The organism is Prevotellamassilia timonensis (assembly GCF_900106785.1).
Classification (GTDB): domain Bacteria; phylum Bacteroidota; class Bacteroidia; order Bacteroidales; family Bacteroidaceae; genus Alloprevotella; species Alloprevotella timonensis.
The window spans coordinates 24,099-46,107 of the sequence record NZ_LT629844.1; the positions used below are offsets into that span (position 1 = coordinate 24,099).

Genomic DNA, 22,009 nt, shown 5'->3' on the forward strand with positions numbered 1-22,009 from the left:
CAACCCTATCATTGAAAAGAAATGCACAACATCATTCTGACCGCCGTGCTGTTGATTCTTGGTTCCGCTTCAGCATCGGCACAGTTCTATACAATTACAAAAGAGACGGAAATCCTACCTGAAAAGCAACAAAAAGTGGTTCCTGATACCCTACAGAGGAGTTTGGGCGCTTATGAGTCTTGCAAAAAGGCAGAAAAGGACTCCCTTGCCCCAGAGGTGCCTGTAAAACTGCTTTCGGAGCTATATGCCCGAAAAGTTTACGCAAGGGTGTCCCACGAAAAAGCGTCTGATAAGGGAACTGAAAAAACTGAGGTTTCTGAACGAAAAGAACTTCCTGCGCTCACTATTCCCAATCTCTACCAAGAAATCATTCGCAATGGCATCCGGCATCCAAAGATTGTATTGGCACAGGCCATACTAGAAACGAGCTGGTTCCGTTCACCGCTCTGCCGGAACCGGCACAACCTGTTCGGACTAACGAATCCCAAAACCGGGAAGTACTATGAGTTCAACCACTGGACGGAAAGTGTCAGGGCTTATTACACCAAGGTGCAGTACAAGTATAAAGGAGGAAACTACCTGCTGTGGCTACACAAGATTGGCTATGCGGAAGACCCAAGGTATGTGCGTGAAGTGATGAAAGTAGTAAGTCAATTATGAGCAATCCTGAACTGACTATGGAGAAGCGATAAAAATCGTAATACGGGCCGTTAAAAATGCAAATGGACGATGTAATCTCATGAATACTCTATACCTTTGAGTTCTAATATGTTTATGCGATATGGCATCAGAATTTATACAGTCAAAGGGGATTGAGATATACAATGCCTCTATTTATAAAAGTAGGCTGGAAGAAAGTTTACAGGCCGGAACCTGGGTCGTGGACAACTTTCTGTCTTCAATGGCTTGTGCAAATGAAGAGACTCAAAAAAAAATGATATGGGGGACATTGCTTCATCTTAGAAAGGTGGCTTTCAGCGATGATTACACTATCAGTTTTTTAGGAGCCAGCTATAACCACATCTTCTCCCATCCTCTCATCCGTTCACACCTGAACTATATGTTCAGACCGGCGGATGTCACAGACTTACTGGATTATGCCGCGAGGAACTTTCAGGAAGGTGACAGCCTGCAAAAGTCGTTTTGCTGCATTGTTCTGCAGCTGCTACTCTCGGAACATGTGGTTATTTCCGATTTGATTCAACCGGTGTGTAAGCAATTACAGGAACTACATGGATGTATCAGACAGAATCCAATTCCCCTATACAAGAATGCCTATGTACGTTATTCGTTTCTGCTATGTTGTTATCGGATTCAGCTATGTGACATGAGTCCGATGGAGAAAGAAGAGCTGTATGTCTTGTTGTACAAGGAATGGAGAATCATTACCCGGATTATTTCCATATTCTCCGGCATTGTGGTAGGTTGTGAGTTTACCAACTTTGCAAGCCTCACGACCAACATGAAAGGCCATATTGAGTTTGCCCATTTGTATTTGAAAGCTGCCCGGACAGACAAAGGGAAACGAAACAAGTATAGCGGTAAATCTGGAACAGATCACTTAGTGAAACTCCAGGAAGAAATGCAGAGACAGTCCGATAAAAAGAATTCGTCATTAGATGAACTATACAGAATTTTATTCAAATAAGAAAAGGTTCATTGTATCTGTACAATGGAAGTTATTTGTTTGATTTATTTAGAGAAAATATATGTTACAACGTTAATCAAACTTTGATTACTTTTGTAAAATACATCCAACTTATCCTATGGGTAAAAAGAGAAATAAGAAGAGAAACCTAAAGACTTGTTATGTAGAAGTCGAAAAAGACTTAGGAATGTGGCAGGACTATATGCAATATGGTCCGCAATACGACACGAACAATGATTGTCCGATAAATCCAGGTGAATCTGATATGGTGGAACAACTTTCTTTCAAGAAACTGTCTGTAGATACCAGAAAACAACTTCGCGCAACCATGGTTAATTGGGTTCTTGATTACTGGCAAACAGAAAGACTCATCCCAGAGGGTGCTATCATTAAAGAATTTAGAAACGCAGCTATAAAGGAAGTCTACTATATTTGCGGACAATATGTCAAGGACAGCAAAGAACTTAAATACATGTTGAACGAATGTATTGTTTCTACCATCAATAAAGAACTGAAAAAAGAGAAACAAATGATATTAAAGTTTTGATCTTATCAGTAAGAAGGCGTGTTCTTTCTGCTTTTCTTGTAATTTATTCAATCAAAAACGCATTACAAAGAGAATTCCTGATGTGAGATGGTTAATAAAAATTTTGTAGATGCTATCATGTAGTTAATAAAGATGCATACATCGCATAATGTTGCAGATTTATGATTTATTATACAGTCTCGCAGTTAAAAGTGAATTTTATTTTTCTTTTTGTTTACAACAACAAAAGAAAATCTTATATTTGCCATTGGAGCTATACCTCCCATTGTCGGCATCGGAATGATGTCTTCAACCGGATAACATATTCCGGACCAAATTCTCTCTTTTATAGCTCCGTCCGCACCTACCTTACTTCTTCAGCGGACACAATCCATTGGAAAGGCCGGTAACCTTTCCCATCATTAACCTTAATCACACAAGCGATGAAGCAACTAATGCTACTTCTATTCGGTGCAGGAGTTGTGACAGCGGGTGCACAGTCCCCCGGCGGTGTCAAAGGAACAGAGTTGTGGTTCCAGACATTGCCCGTGACGGCAGACCTTCAAGGCGCCTACCGCTGGATGGATCTCGCAGGGGATTCCGTAAAATTGCGTTTGTACGCCCACCTATCATCGTGGCATATAGACCCTTGTCGTTTCCCGATTAAGAAAAGAGCACACAATGCAAACCAGTATAGGTAATTTCTAATAAAAGCAACCAAATTCTACATAATAGAATGTGGACTAGTACTAAAAACTACGAACTTATTTTTTAAAGCTCACGGAATTGAATTTATATTCGAGAAACGATGTGCGGCCATACTCAACGCTCCCTTTATAATATTCTTTTGTCGGAGTCCAAAAATATTCATTTCCTTGCCTGTTTTTTGTCATAACTTTTTGGTTCTCTGACAAAACTAAATTTATACGTTCAGTGTTTACCCCAGGGTCAAGGATTCCGTCATAGTCATGAGATAGCCCTTTCACTTCAGTTAGCTCTCCAAAAGTAATTTTTTGTAAGTTTGTACATCCCCCAAAAGCATTCTCGTGTATTGAAGTTACATTTGGAGTATTTATTTCTTCCAAAAATACACAATAGGCTAAACCTTCTACTCCAATTCTTGTAATATCTGGTAAATAAATGGATTTTAAAGCATCTAACTTGCCGTCCCAATTACTCAATCCTGTTGTCGGAATCTCCTTGCATCCTATTAAAGAAAGGTTTATGCTACCTGCTGTTCCACCATATAAAGCATCTTTAATTATGGCAAATACATTCTCTCCTGCATCAGAAGCAAGTATGAGTTTAATATTCGTTTTTCCTGCATCCAATTGCTCCTTAATAGTTTTCCCAAGATCTTCAGCCTCCATGTTGTCTGCAAAGACAACATTTGCATCCAAAGCATAACTTTTGCCATCAATCGTACTTTCTCTAAATGTATAATTAAGTAAAGAATACTCTTTCAATTTTATACCAATAGAGGTTTGAACAGAAAAATGACCATACAAATAGACATTACCGTTATTGTCTGGAGTCAAGGTATAGGTGTTGTCTGTTAGGGCAACAGTATTGCCTGGACTAAAATTACTAACTGTAACAGTAATGTCCTCACTATAATTTGTCGCAATGCGCAATCGTGAATAGTTGCGTGTTGCCTTGGAAAATTCTACGGTTATAGCCTGACCATTAGGGGTGATATTGGCTTTTCCCTCGATATATTCATCCGTTCCAGCAACCTTACCTTCTTTCAAAGTTAATTTGCCTGATTCCCATTTGTAATTAGGGGCATAATATACATGAGGAAAGGTTGGCACTTCGTCTTCTTTATAAGACAGCTCTCCACTTGCCAATTCCCAGCTACTGCCATTATATTTAAAAGCAGCATACTTAGTCCCGAAAGTCTTACTTGTCATCGCCAGAAGCAACTCATCTCCTTCTGCCCATGAAGTCTTGCCCGGATCAGGTGTACCTATAGTACGAGTCTGTGAATCTCCGAATGCCGGAAATTCACCTACAACTAACTGTACGTTGCTCTTGCCTGTTGCTGCGGTTGTTTCTTCTATATCACTTGTGCATGACGCCATTACTATGGTAACGACTGCCAGCATGATGTATTGAAATATCTTGCACATAGTTATATCCTCCATTGTTTATTTGAGTTCTTCTTCATTTGTCCAACCAGTCATATTATCTATGCTGATTCTGGTCAGTTCCACTTTGTCTTTTCCTACATCGAGTTTGTAGATGTAGCGTTTACCCTCTTCAAACTCCGTTTGTGATTTTAGCTTTGACACAAAGTTTTTCTCACCTATTGAGAATTTTAAGAATTCCTTGTCTGTTCCCACCGTTCCAGGCACTATGATGGCAGAGAAAGTTTTCACTTCACCATCTTCTGTCTTACAGGCATCCACCAACTTAGCCTCTTGATAATTGGAAGTGTCCATTTTCCATTCATTTTTATCGTCTGGCAATTTAAAAGACGCCCCACTGCAAGGTGAGCAAATTTTTAGGCTACTTATGTCCAAATTAGGATAATCAGCAGTACCAACATGATACATGATTGTAACCAAAGACATACGATGCTTCATTGGAATCGTTACATAACCATAAGGAGAACCGTACCAATGACCATTTATTAAATCGGCAGACTTCAAATCTTTTGGTGAGCTTTGATTTGTTGGCAATTCATATACCAAATGAAATGGATCATAATCATCCGATGATGGATATACAGCTAATATAAAATGTTTGTCGACTTCATCTAACCAACGAAAACTTCCACTGCGAGACCATTCGTTTGTTGCACTATTAAAAGAAAGAATAGCCGTACTACCAGCAACGAAATCAGTAAATATCCCTACTTTCAGTTTATCTTTATTCTCCCAAAATTTACCGTCTCCCAATGTATTGACACGAGTCTGCATACCTCCAACCGAGAAAGTGGCATTGATTTCCTGCCCTTTCAGCGTAGGAGCCATATCTTCATTTTGCGTACATGCTGTAAAGCCCATAGCCATAAGGCTCATTACCGCATAGGAAATTCTTTGTTTTATCGTCTTCATAATCTTCAGTTTTTTATTGTTAGTGAGTTAGTGAGCGGCCAAGCTCACTAACCCTGTATTTCCTATTTGTACCTTCTTTACCATTACAAAGCTATATCTGCATCTAAATCACTTGAATTACCATTTTCCCAAGGAACTATATTAGCATTTTCTATAGTAATCCCAGTATTTTTAACAGTTATGTTGTATGTATATTTTTTGCCACCTTCAAATTGTCCATTGGTGGATGGTGTTATAGGGGTTGTGTATTTTACTTCGCTATCATTCAACAACAAGTAAATCTCTATATCCATTTTATTGCTTTCAAGGCTTTGCGGCAACATGATATAAGCAAAACTTTCTTCGCTTTCAAAAGGTACATCATTAAAAACACGAGTAAGAGTAGCTCTGTCACCAGCAGTTTCAACCGAACCTGTTCTTGTGTCAAATTTACCGCTTGTAAATATTCCTTTCATATTCAAGCTATTGAATTTATAATTGTTATATTTGACACCCTGCCCTGGCTTAATTTTGAATTCAACCAAACTCATACAATGCTTAAAGCGATGTTCTGCATCTGTAAAATCCACAGTTGGAGATGCTTTACTTGCAGTAGCCCCTGAGGCAAAAAGTACATCAGCCTTACAAGGTTGGTTTGCTTCTACCTCAGCTATATTCCAATTCATTTTACCATCAGTTAAGAATTTGTTATAAGGATAGTATGCACTAAATGTTGTCTCTTTGTTGTCCTTGAAATAGATGATGTTGTTATTGTCAGCAGCTTCAAAAGTACCATCCCCATTTGTTGTTACATACTTTTTATTGTCTCCTGTTGTATAGCCAGATGATGTGGCATATACGCCAATGGCATCGCCTGCTGTCCAGCTGTTGTTGTCTGCAGTTCCACGGGTTTTGATATTGTTGGAAATATCCGCCTTTACTGTGGCTGCAACAGGACCATTGTTGCCGATACCGTCTTCTTCGTTAGCGCAGGCTGCAAACAGCAATGCTGCGGCTGCGATGTATAAGATTTTAAACTTCTTCATAAACGTTATATTTTAAGTGTTGTTATTGTGCTATATGTTCATTATTGTCTCCTGCCTCTGTCCAAGGCTTAATGGTTCCAGAAATATCAACGGCAGAACGACTCAATTTTACTACTGTATAGTGGTATCTTTTTCCACCCTCAAGTTTTACAGGCATTGTCCATACGAAAGGAGCGTCGTAACCATTCTTGAGGTCAAACTCTATCACTCGGCTTGCTTCTTCTGTAGGGAGCAGGATTGCCTCATACAGCTTGCCAACTTCGGTAGTTTTCATCGTGATGTCCGCAGGAGTTTCTTCACCAGAGATAGTTCCATCCACAAGATTGAAAGTGGCTTTGGTATTCTGACCTTTCACTGTCACAGTCATTTTCTTAAGGTCTTCTTGCGTGAGACCGTTACCTGGTTGAACATCCAAAATAAGATTGCTTAACTTATGGAAGAACTTCAAGTCAACCTGTGGCGTAGCTTTGTTGCAGCCTTCTGTCTTGGCATACATGAAGTCGATAGTTTCTTGTTTCGTTTGGTCTGTTACATCAAGTGCTACCTTGTAGTCATTGACAGTGGTCTGTGGATAGTAAGAATAGAAGTCCACACCCGTTGGCGGAATTAATTTAAGTTGATAAATATGAGTAAAAAGTTGCACATATCGCTGATTTTTAGTAACTTAGTGGTGTTCAAAACATTAAGTCCAAACCATCGTATGTACAACCTTTATACAAAATTCGTCAAAATACTCGAGATATGCAAGCAATTCTCTGAAAATCTCGTCAATGAATCGGGTAATGTTCCACGTCGTGGTCCTGTTCCCAAGTTTTCGGATTTGGAAGTGGTGGCGCTATCCTTGACGGCAGAGACCGAGAGCATTGATAGTGAGAAGTGGTTGTTCGACTATAAATTGCAAGAGTACAAGGACAACATTCCTAATCTCATATCAAGGAGACAGTTCAATGACCGCAGGAAGAAAACGGCAGGCCTGTGTGAGGAACTGCGCAAGCGGATTGCCATGGAAATGGATGGCGGAGAGGAACAATTCTTTGTTGACTCCAAGCCGATAGAGGTCTGTAGGGTTGCAAGAGGAAAACGTTGCAAGATGGGACGTACCGGCAATTTCTCGCAAGCTCCCGACTTCGGCTTCTGTGCTTCGCAGAACACGTATTATTTTGGTTATAAGTTACACGCTCTCTGTGGGTTAAGTGGAGTTATCCATTCCTATGATCTGTCAAAGGCAAGTGTGGCGGACCTCCATTATATGAAGGATGTAAAACATACTTATCACGACTGTAGCATCTATGGTGACAAAGGGTATATTGGAGCTGACGTACAGCTTGACTTGTTCGAAACCGCACACATAAGACTGGAGTGTCCGTATCGGCTCAACCAAAAGGATTGGAAACCGACATTCATTCCGTTTGCAAAGGCAAGAAAGAGGATTGAGACAATATTCTCACAACTTACAGACCAGTTCTTGGTCATCAGGAACTATGCGAAAATAACGAATGGTTTGTTTGCCAGGATCATTGGCAAAATTAGTGCACTTACCATTCTGCAATACGTAAACTTCATTAACGACAAGCCCATTGGCAGAATTAAGTATGCACTAAATTAATTCCGCCAACAGGTATAAGGAATATTTGACACCACTTTGAAAGGAAATTTCGGAACTGCAAAATTCCTAAAATCACAACCGACAACTTGAACATTTCGGGCATCAGAAAATAATTTTCGTAAATGTTCAACCAAAGCTGTGTCGTTTTCAATAGCAACAACATTGTTGGCGATTTTTAATAAATGAACAGTAAGAAACCCCTTGCCTGCCCCAATATCTAAAACCGTATCCTGATTACTTATATTTGCTTGTCTTATTTCATCTTTTATTAGCACTTTATCAATAGTAAAGTGCTGACCCGTAAAACGAACGGGCAATTTCTTTTTTGTCATTAGTAACTTCTTACAGGGCTGAATTCAACTTGCAAATGCAACAGAATTCTGATTAATAATTTGTTTAAATTTTTCGTTTGGCGTGAGGTATCCAAGTCTTTTACGAGGTCGATTATTGAGTTTATTTTCAATCCACTTAATCTGTTTGTTGGTTACTTCACTAAAGTCCTTACCCTTTGGGATATACTGCCTGATAAGCCCGTTGGTGTTTTCATTGGCACCACGTTCCCATGAGTGGTATGGTTTGCAAAAATAGAATTTTATTTCCAATTTTTGCGCAATTTCCTCGTGCTTTGCAAACTCCTTTCCATTGTCAGCCGTAATTGTGTGTATTAAGTTTTTCACTTTCCGCAGTGCCCATACTGCAATCTTAGCTACCGGGATGGCTTCTTTTCCCGACAACTTGCGTATCCAGACCCTGCTTGTTGCTCTGTCGTTAATGGTAAGAATGGCACCTTTGTGGTTCTTACCAATAATTGTATCTATCTCTAAATCACCAAATCTCTCCTTCAGTTCCACTATCTCGGGACGCTCATCAATATCCACCCTGCCTGGGATAAATCCTCGCCCTGCATTTTTAGAACCACGTTTGGCATACCTGCGACCTTGTCTGCGAAGATATTTGTGCAGTTTGCCACCCCGCCGCTTATCCTCCCAAATCCAGCGATATATCGTTTCGTGAGATACCATCGCAATTCCCTCCAAGCGGCTCCTGCCGACAATCTGCTCCGGGCTGAATCCTTTCTTCAACAGCTTTATTATCCGTTTTCTCATTGCCGGTGTAAGCACTTCCTTGCGATGTTTTTGCTGCTTGCGCCTGTCTGCTTTTCGCTGGGCAAGCTCCATGCTATAGCTACCACTTCGGGCGTCGCAATTGCGCTTTATCTCCCTGTAAACAGTGCTTTTATCTACTCCGATAGCTTCCGCTATTGCTTTTTTGCTCATCGGTATTTGCAACATCATAGAAATTGCATACCTTTGTTCCTCGGTTATATGTTTGCTCATCTGCAACTTTTTTTTCTTTGGACGGACAATTAAAGCAAAGATAGCAAACTTTATCCATTCAGAGTGAGAGAAAGGGGGACATTGTCTCTCTTTCCTCTCTGAAAAATAAATGTTTTTATTGCTTATTATCCGCACCCAAAAAGTTGCATTTATAAGTTGAACTCAAGATCTTTTTATCGTTGTTCAGAATACCTTTGACAATATCTTCATCTGTGTAATTCATTGTTATCAATTAAGTATTTGCAGGAAACCACTTGGTACATATGCAGTTATCACCGTTACTAAATCATCCACAATTACCCCAACTCTCTGTTGTCCTTGCCAGCGTGCAACTCTTCCAACCACCCCTTTGAATACACCATCAATAACCTTTACCAACTGTCCTTTCTCGAACTTAGGTACTTCACCTAATGATACGATGGTATTGTCCGTATCGGCTGCACAGATTATTTTCAAACTATCCATCTGATAGTCGGGAACTATCAATGGAATTTTCTCTATTATGCGCCCAACGTGGACGTGACGATAGTAAAAACGAAGGAATGGGAGATTTACGTTGTCGTAAACAAAGGTTTTGAGTTGTTCTTCGGTACCGTAGGCGAAGAAGATGTTGGGTAAACGTGACTCGATAACAATTTTGCGCTTACCTTTTATAAGTTTCACTACCTCGGTGGTAGGATAGAAAGCCGTGATGCCTTTGGCGGTCATATAGTCGTATGCTTTTTTCTCTCTACCATAGGTGGTGCGTAAAGCATACCAATGAGGAATTTCTTCCTCTTTTTGCGCTTTAGGCTTACTTGCTATATGGGCATTTCTAGTGGACACCCCTGTTTGTGAGCTCTCTGCAGACATGGTGCTTTGAACTTCGGGGAGGGCGTTGGAGGTAAGTCCAGCGCACGGAGGGAATTCACCACCTCCTGAGGTGTGTACATCTTCTGATGTCCATTCATCGACTTTCATATCGGTGCTAACTTTTTTCTAGACAGAAATCCGTTAAATTGCGACAAAAAAAAGCGTGGAATCGTCCTGTTGTCCATTCCACCCTCTGAGGCTCTTGCAATTGCCTATCATAGTTGAACAGACAACGTCAGAGCCCACGCCGATATGAAAATCATGTCCGTAAAGAGACCTATATAACACATTTGACCGCACCCGAAAGGGTACAATCCATGCTTACAGGTCTCCACGGGATTGATATAATCACACCCGGGACATCTACCGTTGACTATATTCAAGACTATGATTAACTGTGAATTTGCAAGATTACAGAGAGTCTTAAACACAGCGTCAGATAAACGCCTTATATGTCTAGACTGCTTTTCCCACCCAACACCCGCTTTTGTATAGATATGTCAGATAAGTGACTTCACTACACTCAGCACGGCGTAGGCTGCCGACTCGATTATCTTGTAAGAACACGTCTAACTGTGAAAAAAACGGTCGAGCATATACAGTCCGAGTGCAAAATTAAGGAAATTAATCGAGAAAGCAGCAATAATGATTGAGAAAATCTATTATTTGACGTGAATTTAAGACTATTTAAGCCAATTCGCTTGAATATCTCGATTATTTTGTGTAAGAAAGCGCACCGTAATAGATGACAAACATTCTAAAATATGCAAACTGCGCTACAAATAGAAAGCAAAAAGCGCACAGAGTGATACAACCATTTGGTATTTCTTCTCTGTACGCTATTATATAATTAAGGTGTAATGCTTAACTGATACCTCTCGGCATCGTTCCATTCATCACGATAATCGTCGTTCGCCCCTGCTTTCCTGAAGTAGCTTGACATTCTTTGCGATTTCCTATCTTTTCAACAAGCCATCTTCTAAAAAGCAATGCTTGGTATGTATCCATTTGAAGTGCTATGTCGATAATCACTTCCATATCATAGACATGCGCAGAATATCCATTTTCAAGTTTGACATATTGAGAATGCTGGAAATCTTTCAGCACACTTTGTTTCCAAATGCGCTTGATGGTATTCTTCACTGCTGTCCCTGTTACATTCAACAGTTCGGCAATCTCCCAAACAGTCATCCACACCTCACCATGATGTGGGGCGTAGATGACCATATCTTCTTGTATTGTTATCACTTGTCGTTTCATACTATGCCTTTTTTGTGTTCGTATTATCGCTGCAAATATTCCCGAATGTGAATTCCTCAATGAGATTGAGTTGTTGGGACAACTTTTCTACATCCTTGCTCAACTTTTCCTTGGTAATCTTGGCGTACACTTGCGTGGTCTTGATGTCTTTGTGACCAAGCATGGAACTTACTGTTTCTATTGGTACACCATTGGAGAGGCAAACCGAGGTTGCGAACGAGTGCCTTGAGACATGCCAGGAAAGTGGCTTGGTGATACCGCATTTCTTTCCCAATCTTTTGAGCGAACGCAGACAACTTCTATAAGGTGGTACAGGAAAGACTCTGCCATCCTTGCACAATCCACGATATTTCTCCATTATCTGCTTGGGATAGTCAAGCAACTTGATGTCGGCTTCCGTTCCTGTCTTCTGTCGGTGGATAACAATCCACTCGCCATCGTCAAAAAATGTCTTGATGTTCTCTTCCTTCAAGTTGTACAGGTCAATGAATGCGAGACCTGTGAAACAGCAGAATAGATACAAGTCACGCACCAACCCCATATGCTTTCTGGTGATAGGAGTTTCCATCAACAGGTGAATTTCTTCTTTTGTCAGAATCTCCCTTGTTGTTTCCTCGTTTTTGTACTCGTATCGTCTGAAAGGGTCTTTGACGAGCCACTCGTTATCAATCGCCCGAAAAATCATGGCACGGAGATTACGGACAAACACCATTGCGGAATTTATCTTCAGTTGCTTGTCTATTCTAAGGAATGTCTCATAGTTCGTAATAAACGGCAGGGACAATTCTTTCAAGGCAATGTCCTTTACACGATAATGCGACTGCAAAAACTCGCCCACGTAAGCACAACCGATTCTATACTTTGTGTATGTACTCACAGATTTCATGCCAGCCTTGTATTGTTTTTCCATTTCATCCCTGCTTTGCTCATAGACTTTCATCAAGGTATGGCAGCGATACTCCAATCCAAGAAAAGCGTTCTTAACCTTGTCGGCAGAGACAAAGTTGTCTCGATCTATTATCTCCTGATAATGCTTGCTGATACTCACACGCATTTTGTCCAGTTTGCGGTTCACCTCCAAGGCTTGCATACTTTTTCCAGTCATGCGTCCGCCCTTGGTGTCCCACAAATTGGGATTCACAGTCATCTTGCAACTGAACTGTGCCTGTGTTCCGTCCACTGTGATACGTCCCATAACTGGAACAGTACCGTCTTTCTTTACTACCTGTCTTTTGAGGTAGAAGATAATTGAAAATGTACTCTTCATAACGTCATTCTTTTTTGCGTTCAAAATTAATACATGAAGAGTCTTTTCTTGCTACGCATTTCACGGCAGAACACGACAAATTTGGTTCGTAACCAAAAATCTTACGTTACTCATCAGTAACTCACTATAAATCAGAGTGCTCAAATTCAATTCGTAACCTTCCTTATTCTTCCGAACCCCAACATTCCCCATTTGGGGTATAGGTTACGGATAGGTAACGTTCCTCTGTCTCATCTTGTCGTATTCCCGTCTTCGTCTGTCCTCGCTACTTTTAACCAAAATGAGGAAAGTAACTGATAACCAGTAAACTTTCCTCATTCTTCTCTCAAACACTTTTTATATGTACTTTCTACGAAAGAAGGTGCATTTTTTCCCTGTTCATGTGTCGCATTCCTACCAAAAAGGTGTCGCATTCGTAGGAATGCGACACCTTTTTGGCTGTTTTTCGATAAAAGTTTTGCTTTTTCTTTGGAATTTTACAAAATGATGGTTATGCTCAATTTGAGTCATTTTGTGCTGCATTTGTAGAGTGGAAGTCTCTCCATTCTGTAGGAGAACAGTCTTCTTTTGTCTTGAAGATCCGGTAAAGATGAGTGCGACAAGAGAATCCACACTCGGCTGAAATGATGTCGTTGCTATAATCCGGATATTCCAACATCATCTTTTTTGCAGCGTTGAGACGTATCTCGCTGAGCCATATTCGGAAGTTAGAGTGCAGGCATTGATCGAAAAACAGGCTCAATTCGTTCTTTGATATACAAAGTGTACGAGAAAGCGTCAACATGTTTACATTACAATCCTTATAGCCCAAATCCATACACCATTGGTCAAGACTGTTTTGAATAAAGTTTCTGCGATCCTCAGGCAATTGCTGTAAAGGTTTTTCTTCTTTCGCCCCCCCACATCGTTGAATGTTCTCTTCTTTATCCAATAGCTCTTCTGTTGGAATATAACTGCTGCCAAGAGCAATAAACGTAAGATTGAAGAACAACAAGGCAAGCAATTCGGCAGGACCTACTATATATAATAAGGTGGTAGAAAAGATGGCAACTGGCATAGCGAGAACTGCGAGCCATAGAATGATTACACTTGCACGCGAATATCTTACGTAAGGCAACAAGTCCGTTGCCGCCATTGTCTCCAACATATTTTTACGCCTAATCATCTCCTGAATAATCATGTATATGCAATAGAAAACACTTACGCAAAACAGAGTCAGCATCAAATAAAGCCCTTCTCTGATATACAGGCTATGATGAAGACTGATACCCACGCAAAAGACCACAATGATGGCAGCATAAATGCCACTACACATCAATATCATCTTTCTGAGTTTGGAACTTGTGGTCTCTATGTTGTAGATTCCCATGGAGATAAGCGAAAAACAGGGAGTATAAATTAGAATATTGACGATTGCCCCAAGACTGTCGTCGGCAGCACGGAATCCGAAAAGCATCTGCACGGCATATTGTATCGCCAATCCTATTAAGGCGACAACAATCATCCATCGTGAACGCTCATACCGCTTGTTCTCCCATCTTACATGCAGATGAGAGAGTGCCACGAAGAAGGCATTGATGAGCATGAAGATGAAACATGCAAACTGAAGTAGAAATAATGAATCCATAGTTTTCTTATCTTATGTTTACTTTCTTGTATTTCTGGTTGCTTGCCGTAGGATTATCCGGATTAGTCATCTGCAAATATCCTGCTGCGACAAGGGAGGTGATGTATTTGGCTATATTTTTTGTATGATAGACAACACCGGCTCTTTCCAAAATTTCCCTACTTGTTCTTGGCACGCTACAGAAGTTTACTATATCCTTCTGTTTATTCGTCAATGACACTATTTTAGTGTCATGGTTAGTGTTATGGTAACTATGTATAGTGTCATGGTCTTCGACAAAAGTGTCATGGTCGGTGGCTAAGTCAGTGTCAGAGTGTCTAAATCCAGTGTCATGGTCTTCGACTTGGGTACTTTTTTCATGGACTTCGTTACCGACTTGGTTACTTTCTCCTCTCCAAACCGTGATGACAAATTCCTGTGCCTTGTTATTATTCATAAATGTGACATTGATGTCTTCGTCCAGAGCACGAGTGATGCCGCTACCTACACCAGTGTATGGCAGCAAGTATATAGCATTGTTAAAAAGGAACATATTGCGAGGCATGGAAGTTCCTGCCTTGATGTCATCAATAGTGAGTCCGTTAGGCAATGCACCTGGACTGTGAATCTCAACACGATTGTCGAAAATGAAAATGCGAACAGGAGCTTTCATGTTCAACGAGCGATGCACAAGGCTGTTTACCGTGAACTCAACCAAGCTTGTGTAAGGTATTTCCAACTTACCCATGCTGTTGAATTCATCTCCCACCTGCACATTATGCAGATTACGAGTGAAGAAATCCATGATAGTTTCATACTGATGAAGCAGGTTTCCCTCCATATCTGCATCATTCACCTTGTCACGAAAAACCTTGCTGCCGACACTGTTGCCTGCAAAACAGATACACTTGGCTGTCATCATTGGCATCCAGCGTTGGGTGTATTTGCCAAACAGAAGCATGGCAGCAACGGTCAGGGTACCATCAGGACGGATAAATCGCAGATTGCGAAGTATCTTCTCACAGTCATGTCCCTTAGCTATGGCAGAGCAAATCATATCAAGTGATGCTTCATTAAAAGCGTCACCTGTCAAGCCTTTCTTCTCCAACACTCTCTCAAAACGGTTGCCAAGAAACAGCTTAATGGTCGTTGCATCAAGGTCGTTGAGAGTAGCACCTTTGATGCTTGCCTCGTCAGGGGCAAAACTGCCACAATCGGTCATCATCTCGGCAAGTTCTGCATTATCGAACACTTTACGCTTGTCGGCACCATTCTTCACCCATACGATTCCCTTATTGTCATGATAAGGCTTGTTGACTCCTTCCTTGATTGTTGCTACTACCAAACAGCCGTCTTCCACGGCAACAGTTTCGACGTTTATCAGAATGGATGGCACTACGTTTTCTGAAGCAATGTCACTCAACAAGTTGGTTGTTTCTTGTACCTCAGAATACGACAAGGCATTGGTTTCTCCAGTCTTATCCTTTATACCAACTACCAACTTGCCGCCATGTGAATTACTGAACGCCACTAACTCACAGGCAATATCATATTTGTCGAGAATGCGCTCCTTGAACTGCACCCCCGACACCTCGCCAGCCTTTATCTGTTTCAATATATCGTCCATCATTCTTTGATACATTCTTTGTTCAACAAATCGTTTACATCCACTTTCAGCAAATCAGAAATCCGTATTAGGGTTTCCAAGTCTGGTTGACAAGTGTTGGTGCACCATTTAGAAATGGTTGCTTGGTCTTTACCCAACATTTCTGCCAACCACTTGTTTGAGCGCTTGGTTACTGCCAACATTATCTTCAATCTGTTTACATCTTTCTTTGCCATACTTTTATAGATATATGATTCGTATGCAAAAATACAATAATTATTCTAAATATTGCTGTGATATTTCCAAAAAGTTTATTTTAAAGGCTATTTATTGAATATTTCGCCATTTTTAGATAAAAACAGGGGTATCTTACGATAAAAACATCAAGATACCCCTATATCGACTTTACAGAAGATGAACTACCCCAAAAGTGCGGTCGTAAAAAGACCTTTTCTCCATTCGGTACATTGGATTCAAAGGGAAACACGTTGCATGGAAAAATAGACATCGCCCTGATACAGTCCTGTCTGGAGGGGAACGGGGTGAAGCCCTTTGTCCGAAACTACGGAATGGTGATTGTGGATGAATGCCATCATGTTTCGGCTGTGAATTTTGAACGGGTATTGAAGTATGTCAATGCCCGCTACGTCTATGGGTTGACGGCCACCTCCATCCGTAAGGACGGCCACCAGCCCATTATCTTCATGCAATGCGGGCCGGTCCGTTTTTCGGCTGATGCCAAAGTCCAGATGGCATCCCAAACCTTCGCACGCCTGCTTGTACCCCGTTTTACCTCCTACAGGGAACTGGCAGATGAAAAAATCCACTTATGCACGGATGGTGCAGAAAATGTCCGAAGACGTGAACAGAAACAGGCTCATCACGGATGATGTATGTGAAGCCTTGAAGGAGGGACAAACACCTATAGTACTGACCGGCCTTACCGCTCATGTAGAAACATTGACAAAAGCTTTGGCTCCTCATTGCAAACATGTAGTTACCCTTGTCGGTTCGGAACCGGCAAAGGAAAAACATCGTAGAATGGAATATCTGCAAAATGTACAGCCCTCAGAACCACTTGTCATCGTGGCAACCGGAAAGTATGTTGGCGAAGGATTCGACTATCCACGTTTAGACACCCTGTTTCTGGCATTGCCCGTTTCCTGGAAAGGGATTGTCGCTCAATATGCCGGGCGATTGCACCGGGAATATACAGGTAAGAAGGAAGTCCGCATCTATGACTATATTGACATCCGCATGCCGATGTGCGATGTGATGTACAGACGCAGACTGAAAGGATATGCATCTGTAGGTTATCGGATCAAGCAGGAGAAACCGGTGTATGTATCTGCTGAAAGCCTACAAGGCATTATTTTTAACGGACACACCTATCAAAAGTTGTTTCTCAATGATTTGTCCCAAGCCAAACATTCGGTCGTCATTTCTGCAACGAGGCTATGGCTGAGCAAACATTCCCCCATACTTGACATGCTGAAGGAATTATCGGCACGAGGCGTGGAGGTTTTCGTCTTGGTCAAAAACAAAACAGAGAAGGAAGAAAAACTGAAAGAGACAGGAATCCGGACCAGGGTCATTGATTCATTGTCGATGGACGCTGTTGTCATTGACAAGTCTTTGCTATGGTATGGAAGCGTCAATTATCTTGGTTACAATACGGATGAAAACAATGCCATACGCATTAGTGATTCAAAAGTGGCTGATCAAATTTTGGAAGTTCTATATACATAACATCTGTCGGTCTTTTATCCAACTTGTACAGAAGAAGTATATATAGATGGAATATCGTTTTTTCATTAAACAGCTATTGGTGTTATGTTCCCTGCGCAGCGTACCGTCAAACTCGTAGTACACGTCCTTTCCGTTTTTCATTCCTTCTTTGTAGAAGCGTTCCTTTTCCAGTTTCTCCTTTGTGTAAAACGTGCGGTGAGCACCGTCCAGTTTGCCGGATTTCTAGGATTTCTCTTCCGTTACCCTACCTTCATCGTCATACTTCCTGCAGGTTCCGTCCTTCCACCCTCCTTATAGGAACTTTTGGCTTTCAACTTGTTGTAGATGTACTCTTCATAATCGCCATTGAAAAGACCGCCCTTGAAACGTTCAAGGATATAGGAGGAATGGTAGCCGTCGATAATGCGGTGCTCTCCGTCAAGAGGCTTGTCGCCCGAAATTTCCCGGTGGAGAATACGGCCGTCTTCCAGGTTTATGCCTGTGATACCATCTATCGGCTACTCTTTCTGTGCATGAAACAGTAAAACACATAGTGCGGCTACCAACAGCAGAAAATAACAGTTCATTCGTTTCATACTTTTGTTGTTTTTAGATTTGTTTCTATTCTTTGATTCTCACTCTTTCTTTAAGGTACATACCCTTCGAACAGGATGCTGTACAATCGCAAATTTACACAAAGGAACAAAAAAACAACAGAGTGGGCTGTTTTTATGCTATAATAGTTTTCGAAAGGGAATTGTCACAGCCTTTATGGAAGAAAGGAATTAGATAATAGCACTATCAGGAAAGCAAGGAATGGTACTACATCAACAAGGAGGGGAAAAAAATAAAACCTGAATAAGGACTCAACCTTACCCACATTAAGATAGATTACTTTCCTATCAGAACCAAAAGAATCAGATGCACTGGATAAAACGCATAGAACCCATACTTCGCCACCTTGCCATGAATGAAGCCACGTGTTCCATCATAACAGGCAATCACCAGGCAAGCCAGCAAAGCGCCAACTATTCCATAGTGCATCATGAGTGGAAAGGCACAAAATAGCTGCGCCTTTCTACCCGAGGGAAAAGAAGGATTGCTGACGTTCCCAAACAGGTAGAATACCACCATCATCAGAATCCCCCGCCACTCGTAGTCCACTCCGGACCAAGTGGCGAAGCCGGCTATAGAAAGGATGACAGCCCCACAGAGGATGCCATCCTTTTTTAATGCTTTTATCGCAGCCAGCGCCATCACGCCCAATGTCAGGGTAAAGAGTACATTGTGCGTCCCGTCTGCGCCATTCAGCAAGTACCACGGCACCTCACTGACTACAGCAAATCCCAGCAGCTGCAGGAAGTACTTCATCCGGTTTCGGGTATGCCGGAAGCCCTCTGCAATGAGAAAAGCAAACACCGGAAAAGCGATGCGACCGAAGCAGCGCATGACCTCGTAAAGAAGTGTGCCGTGCTCCATCAAGTAGTAGGCACTGTGGTCTGTCACCATCGAAAGGACGGCAATGACCTTCAGTGTACTACCACTCAATCGAATTGAAGTATTGGTGGAATGAAGTATCTTCATTTCGCTGTATTACAATATTCTACGTTTATCTGTAAAGATACTGCTTTAAGGTGGTTATGCCATACCCAGCAGTTCCTTGACCATCTTGTCCACCTCCTCGTTCACCCGTTTGAAGTTACGGTTCAGCATGATTTCCTTCTCGCGGTCGTTCTTGAACTCATAGATTTTCGGCAGCGGTACATAGTGGTCCTCTTCGTCCTTAATCTTCTTCATGTCGAAGTGCGTCTTGCAGAAGTACTTCGTGGTCTTGAACTCCTCCGACTGCTCGATGTCGAAGTGGTTCAGCATGCTGTCGTCCGTAGCCGTGAAGTCACGGGCAGCCTGACCCGCCAGCCAACCGGTTGCCATGTCCGCAATCTTGGCGGCAGGCACCAGGTAATCCATCTTCTCGGAAATGGTGGTCGATACCTTGTTGTCGTTGATGGAGATGGATCGGGAAGTCTGCTTCGCCTTACCGAACACATCATTCTGCGCCCATTCCAGCGTTTCCTTGTTACGGGCAGCACCCATGAAGATGTTACCGCAGGTCGTAATAATTTTCTGCATGCCCACCTTGCCGTAGTCCGCTTCCAGCTGTGGCAACTCCTGAAAGCCCAAGGTCACCGCTACCTTGTTGGAGCGAGCCGTACCAATCAAGCGGTCTATCTTATGGAAGTAGAGTGTAGGCAGCTCATCCACGATGATGCTCACCGGGATGTTGCCCTTGGAATTGACTCGGGTAATCAATCGGTTCAGCACCAGTGCATTCAATGAACCGATGACCTGTTCCTTCTCCGGGTCGTTGGCAATCACGAGATAACTTGGATTTGCCTTGTCCGAAATCTTCAAGTCGAAATCATCTCCCGTAAACACCCAGTAGGCTTCGGGAGATACCAATCGGGCGGCATTGACACGAAGGGTACCCACCATACCTTCCAACTGGTCGTTCGCCTTGTTTTCGTAGGCACTCTTGAAGGGCGCCATGAGGGAAGCAATCTTGTCGTCCTGCATGAGGATGTTGAACACCTGGTCGTAAGACCTGCCAAGGAAGGAAAGCACATGCGGCATGTCCGAATACTCCCCTGTGATAGTGTCCGGCTCCACTTCCTTGCCTTTATCATCCTCGTACCAACAGCGTTCGATGTGAACTTGTTTACCCGTCCGGTCCAAATACGAGAAGCCGTTTAAATCTACAAACATCCGGTCTTCATCCGTTGACACGTCGTTGCCGTCTTTGTCCACAAAGTCCAGGATGGTGTTGCCTTTTTCATCGAGGGCATGGTAATCGTCCCAATTCCGTATCACCAATTCCAGTTTATTTCCCTCGGGTATGACCACTTCGGAGTCTGGTGCCAGGGAAACATAGCGTTTCAGCTTCTTGCCATTCTTGAAGCCTACCGGATGGAAGTTCACAAAGAAATAGATGATGGCTGCCAAAAAGTTCTCTGCCGAATTGGTAAAAAACGCCTCCGAACCGCCTTTCTTTTCACCGCCTCCCTTGTTCAGGGAAGCCAGCAAAGTAGCAGCGGTTTCCGATGCTGCCGCCAGGTCCGGAATATACTTGCGCTGAATCGGATTGATGCGGTCGGAATACTCCACATCCGTGAAGTTGATGATGCGAAAGCCGCAGTTTTGCGGCAGTTTACCTGCCTTGCGGTTCTTACAATACTGATAGAAAAGTGTCTTGGCCAACGTCGGGAACTTGAAATCGTAGCACATGATAGCAAATCCCTTGGCAGCGTGCTGACGGATAAAAGGATCGATGATACCGAACGACTTACCCGAACCCGGTGTACCCAGCACAATCGTCCCACGGAAAGGATTGATGATGTTGATCCAGCCCTTGTGCATCTTCTGCTTCCAGTAGTAAATCATCGGGATGTTCACCGAATAGTCATTGTCTACCAGAGTTTCTGATTGCTGGAACGATTCGTTCTCGAAATTGAAACGGTCTTCACCCACCTTGTAGTTGTAGTACTTGGCAATGCCATCTAGTCCCTGATGCACCAGCATGGTACCTACCACCGAACAGAGCGCATACAGGATGCGGTTGGCTGGGAAGCCAAACCAGCTCATGCCGATATTCATGCCGTGAAAGATAAAACACATGCCGACCAATGTCAATCCGGCCAGCACCGGATAGATGACCATCGTCTTCACGTTGAACTTCAATGCCTTCTTTGCCTTGGTGCCGATGCAGACTACACAGATGCAAATCAGCTCAGCCACCTTGCAGCCTGATACGGAGTTGAACACCTTGAAGCGTGCCAGAAGGTCCAGAATAAACTGCGTGCCACGGTTATCCGCCGTAATAGGAAGATTCATCACAATCTCGATGATGAGAAAGATGTAGATGCAACTGCGGAAGTAGTTGTACATCTGTTGCTGTTCCCGGGTTTCTTCGAATGCCATTGTTATTGCATTTAAAATACACGTTAAACGATAATCAGAACGGAATCTTCACACCCAGTAAGAGTCCGTTGCGGAAGGTATCTCCATGCAGGAAGTTGACGTTGTTCTTCTGGATCAGCGAAAACTCCCAGCCGTTCTGAAAGACATAGCTGTATTCAAAGCCGGCTTCCACACCGAGGAAGAACTTCTTCTGGGTGGCACCGAACTGAGGCCCCAAACGGAAGCGGAGCATGCCGTTCTTGTAACGTACCAGTCGCTGCTTATAGACCAATCCGCCATCCCAATAGTAGCCCTTCCAGAATCGGCAACATGTGGGTTTTTGCCAATGATTCCCCACTTCACCATAGATTTCCACGGCATTGCCATAGCTCAACGGATGCTCGTAACCAATCATCGCATTCAAGGTATTCGGGAACAGGAAACCGGCATTCAGCGTGAGTTTCTTGTCCTGTGCGGATGCCGAAAGCACGGCAAACGCACAACAGATAATCATTAAAATCTTCTTCATATC

The 22,009-nt window shown here is 42.5% G+C and carries 20 protein-coding genes and 1 pseudogene; 6 read left to right on the forward strand and 15 right to left on the reverse strand.

Annotated elements, in window-relative coordinates:
* The first annotated feature begins 21 nt into the window (after positions 1-21).
* The 3 genes from BQ5453_RS05625 (at position 22) to BQ5453_RS05635 (ending at position 2,195) form a co-directional block, all read left to right on the forward strand.
* A complete protein-coding gene (locus BQ5453_RS05625) occupies positions 22-660 on the forward strand; it encodes a glucosaminidase domain-containing protein (RefSeq protein ID WP_071122452.1) in 639 nt (212 codons plus the stop codon).
* 121 nt (positions 661-781) lie between these two features.
* Positions 782-1,648 (forward strand): hypothetical protein, encoded by an 867-nt coding sequence (locus BQ5453_RS05630; protein WP_071122453.1) that lies wholly within the window; start codon positions 782-784, stop codon positions 1,646-1,648.
* Between the two features lie 118 nt (positions 1,649-1,766).
* A complete protein-coding gene (locus BQ5453_RS05635) occupies positions 1,767-2,195 on the forward strand; it encodes a hypothetical protein (RefSeq protein WP_071122454.1) in 429 nt (142 codons plus the stop codon).
* A 743-nt stretch (positions 2,196-2,938) separates the two neighbouring features.
* Here BQ5453_RS05635 and BQ5453_RS05645 read toward each other — a convergent pair.
* The 4 genes from BQ5453_RS05645 to BQ5453_RS05660 form a co-directional block, all read right to left on the reverse strand.
* A complete protein-coding gene (locus BQ5453_RS05645; RefSeq protein ID WP_071122456.1) occupies positions 2,939-4,321 on the reverse strand; it encodes a leucine-rich repeat domain-containing protein in 1,383 nt (460 codons plus the stop codon).
* Positions 4,322-4,324: 3 nt separating this feature from the next.
* On the reverse strand, positions 4,325-5,236 hold the full coding sequence (locus tag BQ5453_RS05650; RefSeq protein ID WP_071122457.1) for a fimbrillin family protein: 912 nt from the start codon (positions 5,234-5,236) through the stop codon (positions 4,325-4,327).
* Positions 5,237-5,319: 83 nt separating this feature from the next.
* The gene (locus BQ5453_RS05655) at positions 5,320-6,261 is read right to left on the reverse strand and encodes a fimbrillin family protein (RefSeq protein ID WP_071122458.1); all 942 of its coding nucleotides are present in this window, start codon (positions 6,259-6,261) and stop codon (positions 5,320-5,322) included.
* A 22-nt stretch (positions 6,262-6,283) separates the two neighbouring features.
* Positions 6,284-6,853 (reverse strand): fimbrillin family protein, encoded by a 570-nt coding sequence (locus BQ5453_RS05660; protein WP_071122459.1) that lies wholly within the window; start codon positions 6,851-6,853, stop codon positions 6,284-6,286.
* Between the two features lie 33 nt (positions 6,854-6,886).
* Here BQ5453_RS05660 and BQ5453_RS05665 point away from each other — a divergent pair, with 33 nt between their 5' ends.
* Positions 6,887-7,867: an IS982 family transposase gene (locus BQ5453_RS05665; RefSeq protein ID WP_071121765.1), complete on the forward strand. Its 981-nt coding sequence runs from the start codon at positions 6,887-6,889 to the stop codon at positions 7,865-7,867.
* 14 nt (positions 7,868-7,881) lie between these two features.
* Here BQ5453_RS05665 and BQ5453_RS05670 read toward each other — a convergent pair.
* The 8 genes and pseudogenes from BQ5453_RS05670 to BQ5453_RS05705 all read right to left on the reverse strand — a co-directional run.
* A pseudogene (locus BQ5453_RS05670) lies at positions 7,882-8,199 on the reverse strand (rRNA adenine N-6-methyltransferase family protein); the annotation flags it as partial.
* Between the two features lie 24 nt (positions 8,200-8,223).
* The gene (locus tag BQ5453_RS05675) at positions 8,224-9,204 is read right to left on the reverse strand and encodes an IS30-like element IS4351 family transposase (RefSeq protein WP_005794072.1); all 981 of its coding nucleotides are present in this window, start codon (positions 9,202-9,204) and stop codon (positions 8,224-8,226) included.
* A gap of 228 nt (positions 9,205-9,432) precedes the next feature.
* The gene (locus BQ5453_RS05680) at positions 9,433-10,164 is read right to left on the reverse strand and encodes a UpxY family transcription antiterminator (protein ID WP_071122460.1); all 732 of its coding nucleotides are present in this window, start codon (positions 10,162-10,164) and stop codon (positions 9,433-9,435) included.
* Positions 10,165-10,920: 756 nt separating this feature from the next.
* On the reverse strand, positions 10,921-11,316 hold the full coding sequence (locus tag BQ5453_RS05685; protein ID WP_071122461.1) for a virulence RhuM family protein: 396 nt from the start codon (positions 11,314-11,316) through the stop codon (positions 10,921-10,923).
* A gap of 1 nt (position 11,317) precedes the next feature.
* The gene (locus tag BQ5453_RS05690; protein ID WP_071122462.1) at positions 11,318-12,583 is read right to left on the reverse strand and encodes a site-specific integrase; all 1,266 of its coding nucleotides are present in this window, start codon (positions 12,581-12,583) and stop codon (positions 11,318-11,320) included.
* Between the two features lie 496 nt (positions 12,584-13,079).
* Positions 13,080-14,210, reverse strand: coding sequence for an AraC family transcriptional regulator (locus tag BQ5453_RS14545; protein WP_071122463.1), 1,131 nt, complete (start codon positions 14,208-14,210; stop codon positions 13,080-13,082).
* A gap of 7 nt (positions 14,211-14,217) precedes the next feature.
* The gene (locus tag BQ5453_RS05700) at positions 14,218-15,819 is read right to left on the reverse strand and encodes an RNA-binding domain-containing protein (protein WP_071122464.1); all 1,602 of its coding nucleotides are present in this window, start codon (positions 15,817-15,819) and stop codon (positions 14,218-14,220) included.
* Positions 15,816-16,031 (reverse strand): helix-turn-helix transcriptional regulator, encoded by a 216-nt coding sequence (locus BQ5453_RS05705; protein ID WP_022251786.1) that lies wholly within the window; start codon positions 16,029-16,031, stop codon positions 15,816-15,818. The genes BQ5453_RS05700 and BQ5453_RS05705 overlap by 4 nt, the downstream gene beginning before the upstream one ends.
* Before the next feature lie 306 nt (positions 16,032-16,337).
* On the opposite strand from BQ5453_RS05705, the gene BQ5453_RS14550 reads away from it, so the two are divergent.
* Positions 16,338-16,685: a DEAD/DEAH box helicase family protein gene (locus tag BQ5453_RS14550; RefSeq protein WP_338142727.1), complete on the forward strand. Its 348-nt coding sequence runs from the start codon at positions 16,338-16,340 to the stop codon at positions 16,683-16,685.
* Positions 16,609-17,544 carry a phospholipase D-like domain-containing protein gene (locus tag BQ5453_RS05715; RefSeq protein ID WP_234983071.1) on the forward strand — a complete coding sequence of 312 codons (936 nt, stop codon included), beginning with the start codon at positions 16,609-16,611 and terminating at the stop codon, positions 17,542-17,544. The genes BQ5453_RS14550 and BQ5453_RS05715 overlap by 77 nt, the downstream gene beginning before the upstream one ends.
* 870 nt (positions 17,545-18,414) lie before the next feature.
* Here the strand turns inward: BQ5453_RS05715 and BQ5453_RS05725 are convergent.
* Genes BQ5453_RS05725 through BQ5453_RS05735 form a run of 3 tightly spaced genes read right to left on the reverse strand, consistent with a single transcriptional unit; the run spans position 18,415 to position 22,006 of the window.
* On the reverse strand, positions 18,415-19,107 hold the full coding sequence (locus tag BQ5453_RS05725; protein WP_071122468.1) for a TraX family protein: 693 nt from the start codon (positions 19,105-19,107) through the stop codon (positions 18,415-18,417).
* Between the two features lie 54 nt (positions 19,108-19,161).
* Complete coding sequence (locus tag BQ5453_RS05730) at positions 19,162-21,498, reverse strand: type IV secretory system conjugative DNA transfer family protein (RefSeq protein WP_071122469.1); 2,337 nt, start codon at positions 21,496-21,498, stop codon at positions 19,162-19,164.
* A 34-nt stretch (positions 21,499-21,532) separates the two neighbouring features.
* Entirely contained in the window at positions 21,533-22,006 is a 474-nt protein-coding gene (locus tag BQ5453_RS05735; protein ID WP_071122470.1) for a hypothetical protein, read from the reverse strand.
* Positions 22,007-22,009 lie beyond the last annotated feature (3 nt).

Excerpts from the sequence above, each read along its gene's own strand:
- BQ5453_RS05625 (WP_071122452.1), top strand. The coding sequence starts at position 22 with ATGCACAACATCATTCTGACCGCCGTGCTGTTGATTCTTGGTTCCGCT.
- BQ5453_RS05630 (WP_071122453.1), top strand. The coding sequence starts at position 782 with ATGGCATCAGAATTTATACAGTCAAAGGGGATTGAGATATACAATGCC.
- BQ5453_RS05635 (WP_071122454.1), top strand. The coding sequence starts at position 1,767 with ATGGGTAAAAAGAGAAATAAGAAGAGAAACCTAAAGACTTGTTATGTA.
- BQ5453_RS05645 (WP_071122456.1), bottom strand. The coding sequence starts at position 4,321 with ATGGAGGATATAACTATGTGCAAGATATTTCAATACATCATGCTGGCA.
- BQ5453_RS05650 (WP_071122457.1), bottom strand. The coding sequence starts at position 5,236 with ATGAAGACGATAAAACAAAGAATTTCCTATGCGGTAATGAGCCTTATG.
- BQ5453_RS05655 (WP_071122458.1), bottom strand. The coding sequence starts at position 6,261 with ATGAAGAAGTTTAAAATCTTATACATCGCAGCCGCAGCATTGCTGTTT.
- BQ5453_RS05665 (WP_071121765.1), top strand. The coding sequence starts at position 6,887 with ATGAGTAAAAAGTTGCACATATCGCTGATTTTTAGTAACTTAGTGGTG.
- BQ5453_RS05675 (WP_005794072.1), bottom strand. The coding sequence starts at position 9,204 with ATGAGCAAACATATAACCGAGGAACAAAGGTATGCAATTTCTATGATG.
- BQ5453_RS05680 (WP_071122460.1), bottom strand. The coding sequence starts at position 10,164 with ATGAAAGTCGATGAATGGACATCAGAAGATGTACACACCTCAGGAGGT.
- BQ5453_RS05685 (WP_071122461.1), bottom strand. The coding sequence starts at position 11,316 with ATGAAACGACAAGTGATAACAATACAAGAAGATATGGTCATCTACGCC.
- BQ5453_RS05690 (WP_071122462.1), bottom strand. The coding sequence starts at position 12,583 with ATGAAGAGTACATTTTCAATTATCTTCTACCTCAAAAGACAGGTAGTA.
- BQ5453_RS14545 (WP_071122463.1), bottom strand. The coding sequence starts at position 14,210 with ATGGATTCATTATTTCTACTTCAGTTTGCATGTTTCATCTTCATGCTC.
- BQ5453_RS05700 (WP_071122464.1), bottom strand. The coding sequence starts at position 15,819 with ATGATGGACGATATATTGAAACAGATAAAGGCTGGCGAGGTGTCGGGG.
- BQ5453_RS05705 (WP_022251786.1), bottom strand. The coding sequence starts at position 16,031 with ATGGCAAAGAAAGATGTAAACAGATTGAAGATAATGTTGGCAGTAACC.
- BQ5453_RS05715 (WP_234983071.1), top strand. The coding sequence starts at position 16,609 with ATGAAAAAATCCACTTATGCACGGATGGTGCAGAAAATGTCCGAAGAC.
- BQ5453_RS05725 (WP_071122468.1), bottom strand. The coding sequence starts at position 19,107 with ATGAAGATACTTCATTCCACCAATACTTCAATTCGATTGAGTGGTAGT.
- BQ5453_RS05730 (WP_071122469.1), bottom strand. The coding sequence starts at position 21,498 with ATGGCATTCGAAGAAACCCGGGAACAGCAACAGATGTACAACTACTTC.
- BQ5453_RS05735 (WP_071122470.1), bottom strand. The coding sequence starts at position 22,006 with ATGAAGAAGATTTTAATGATTATCTGTTGTGCGTTTGCCGTGCTTTCG.